This window comes from Phyllobacterium sp. SYP-B3895 (assembly GCF_009647635.1).
Lineage (GTDB): Bacteria > Pseudomonadota > Alphaproteobacteria > Rhizobiales > Rhizobiaceae > Phyllobacterium > Phyllobacterium pellucidum.
The window spans coordinates 2,501-5,993 of the sequence record NZ_WJIG01000007.1 but is presented as its reverse complement, the minus strand read 5'-3'; the positions used below and the strand labels follow the sequence as shown (position 1 = coordinate 5,993).

The window sequence follows — 3,493 nt, the reverse complement described above, 5'->3', positions numbered from 1 at the left end:
GTGAGTAGTGAGTAGTGAAGACACTACTTTGCTTTCTTTCTACTCCACTACTGACGACTTACGACTTACCTTTTTCACGCCTTTGTGGCGTTTTGGATGGATATTTGTAATGAGAATGATCAAGTCGATCGAGCTATTAGTACCGGTAAGCTTCATGCGTTGCCGCACTTCCACACCCGGCCTATCAACGTGGTGGTCTTCCACGGCTCTGATAGGGAATACTCGTTTTCAGGTGGGTTTCCCGCTTAGATGCCTTCAGCGGTTATCCCGTCCGTATATAGCTACCCTGCTATGCGGCTGGCGCCACAACAGGTCCACCAGAGATACGTCCATCCCGGTCCTCTCGTACTAGGGACAGATCCTGTCAATATTCCTACACCCACGGCAGATAGGGACCGAACTGTCTCACGACGTTCTGAACCCAACTCACGTACCGCTTTAAATGGCGAACAGCCATACCCTTGGGACCTGCTCCAGCCCCAGGATGCGATGAGTCGACATCGAGGTGCCAAACAACCCCGTCGATATGGACTCTTGGGGGTCATCAGCCTGTTATCCCCGGCGTACCTTTTATCCGTTGAGCGATGGCCCTTCCACGCGGGACCACCGGATCACTATGACCGACTTTCGTCTCTGCTCGACTTGTCAGTCTCGCAGTCAGGCGGGCTTATGCCATTGCACTCGACGACCGATTTCCGACCGGTCTGAGCCCACCATCGCGCGCCTCCGTTACTCTTTAGGAGGCGACCGCCCCAGTCAAACTACCCACCATACACTGTCCTGGACCCGGATAACGGGCCGCAGTTAGACATCCATGACGATAAGGGTGGTATTTCAAGGGTGACTCCACCATGGCTGGCGCCACGGCTTCAAAGTCTACCACCTATCCTACACATGCCGACACGAATGCCAGTGTAAAGCTATAGTAAAGGTGCACGGGGTCTTTCCGTCTAACCGCAGGAACCCCGCATCTTCACGGGGAATTCAATTTCACTGAGTCTGCGTTGGAGACAGCGGGGAAGTCGTTACGCCATTCGTGCAGGTCGGAACTTACCCGACAAGGAATTTCGCTACCTTAGGACCGTTATAGTTACGGCCGCCGTTTACTGGGGCTTCGATTCAAAGCTTGCACCTCTCCTCTTAACCTTCCAGCACCGGGCAGGCGTCAGACCCTATACGTCGCCTTACGGCTTCGCAGAGCCCTGTGTTTTTGGTAAACAGTCGCTACCCCCTGGTCTGTGCCACCCCCTTCTACTTGCGTAAAAAAGGGTCACGCTTCTTCCGAAGTTACGCGTGCAATTTGCCGAGTTCCTTCAACGCAGTTCTCTCAAGCGCCTTGGTATTCTCTACCAGTCCACCAGTGTCGGTTTCGGGTACGGTCTATACGCGGGAGCTATTTCCTGGAACCGCTTCGAAGCCCCTCCAATCCAATAAGGAGGAACAACATACGCGATCCGTCACTACCCGCAGGCCCACGAATATTAACGTGGTTCCCATCGACTACGCCTTTCGGCCTCGCCTTAGGGGCCGGCTAACCCTGCTCAGATTAACTTTAAGCAGGAACCCTTGGACTTTCGGCGAGGGAGTCTCTCACTCCCTTTATCGTTACTCATGTCAGCATTCTCACTTCCGATACCTCCACCAGCCCTCACGGGTCCGGCTTCAACGGCTTACGGAACGCTCCGCTACCACTTGCCTGTTGCCAGGCAAATCCACAGCTTCGGTGTATGGCTTGAGCCCCGGTACATTTTCGGCGCAAAGACCCTTATTTAGACCAGTGAGCTGTTACGCTTTCTTTAAATGATGGCTGCTTCTAAGCCAACATCCTGGTTGTTTTGGGATCCTCACATCCTTTCCCACTTAGCCATAACTTAGGGACCTTAGATGGTGGTCAGGGTTGTTGCCCTCTTCACGACGGACGTTAGCACCCGCCGTGTGTCTGCCGATCAGTACTTTCCGGTATTCGGAGTTTGGTTAGGTTTGGTAAATCGGTGAGATCCCCTAGCCCATCCAGTGCTCTACCCCCGGAAGTATAAAATCGACGCTCTACCTAAATAGATTTCGCGGAGAACCAGCTATCTCCGAGTTTGATTGGCCTTTCACCCCTAGCCACAAGTCATCCCAATCTATTGCAACAGATGCGGGTTCGGTCCTCCAGCAAGTGTTACCTTGCCTTCAACCTGCTCATGGCTAGATCACTCGGTTTCGGGTCTAATGCAACGAACTGAACGCCCTGTTCAGACTCGCTTTCGCTGCGCCTACACCTACCGGTTTAAGCTTGCTCGTCACACTAAGTCGCTGACCCATTATACAAAAGGTACGCTGTCACCCAGAACAAATCTTGGGCTCCAACTGTTTGTAGGCATTCGGTTTCAGGATCTCTTTCACTCCCCTTGTCGGGGTGCTTTTCACCTTTCCCTCACGGTACTGGTTCGCTATCGGTCATGCACGAGTACTTAGGCTTGGAGAGTGGTCTCCCCATGTTCAGACAGGATTTCACGTGTCCCGCCCTACTCAAGGACTTTTATTCGCATTACGTGTACGGGGCTGTCACCCATTCTAGCCGCCCTTTCCAGAGCGTTCCACTTGTCTCATAAAAGCCACTGGCCTGGTCCGCGTTCGCTCGCCACTACTAGCGGAGTCTCGTTTGATGTCCTTTCCTCCGGGTACTTAGATGTTTCAGTTCCCCGGGTTCGCTTCTAACCCCTATGTATTCGAAGGTCAGATACCTTATTTCAATGCTTGGAAACCTGAAGCGTCAACGACGCAAGTGAGGAGTGATCAGTCAGTCGTGAATAGAATTTTCTACTCACTCATCACCAATTCCTACTCACCCATGCGCCAGCGGCGCATCAGATTTCCCAAGCATTTAAGGTGGGTTTCCCCATTCGGAAATCGTCGGATCAAAGGGTATTCGCACCTCCCCGACGCTTATCGCAGCGTATCACGTCCTTCATCGCCTGTGCATGCCAAGGCATCCACCAAATGCCCTTAAGACACTTGATCATTCTCATTGCCAATATCCATCTCATCTTTGCAGACAATCCCAACGCTCCAACGTTCCAATGACAGCACCTCGCCGGGACGAACCCTGCAAAGACACCCATACAGACCGCTAGGTCGTCGCAGCTTGCTGCGCGCCCGCGCAGCGCCCGTCCCGGCAGGGACGATACGGCGCGTGAGCGAATAAAAAAGATATGACAAAAGACCAGCTTCTCGAGATATCTCCGATGGCACTGCGGTTAAGCCGCCAATCATCTTGCAAGGGTTTTGATGAGCATCCCTTGCGACGTCACCGGGCGTTCACCGGTCCCGAAGGACCCCTGAACATCCGGATGACCCGGACATATCTTCTCTTTACGATTTCATACAGAACAGGCAGCCACCCGGCCAAATCGCCAGGCGCCTGCAAACTTTTGCTTTCATGATGTCTTTGTTTCAGCCACAAGTATCAGCCGCAGCAACCAGAACCTTGGTGGAGCCGGACGGGATC

1 tRNA gene and 1 rRNA gene (1 of these 2 only partly in view) are annotated in these 3,493 nt (G+C 53.1%); both read right to left on the bottom strand.

From position 1 onward, the window contains the following. Positions 1 to 115: 115 nt before the first annotated feature. A 23S ribosomal RNA gene (locus GF108_RS22115) occupies positions 116 to 3,006 on the bottom strand. Positions 3,007 to 3,473: 467 nt separating this feature from the next. Then, positions 3,474 to 3,493 (bottom strand) — tRNA-Ala (locus GF108_RS22110); it runs 56 nt beyond the window's last position.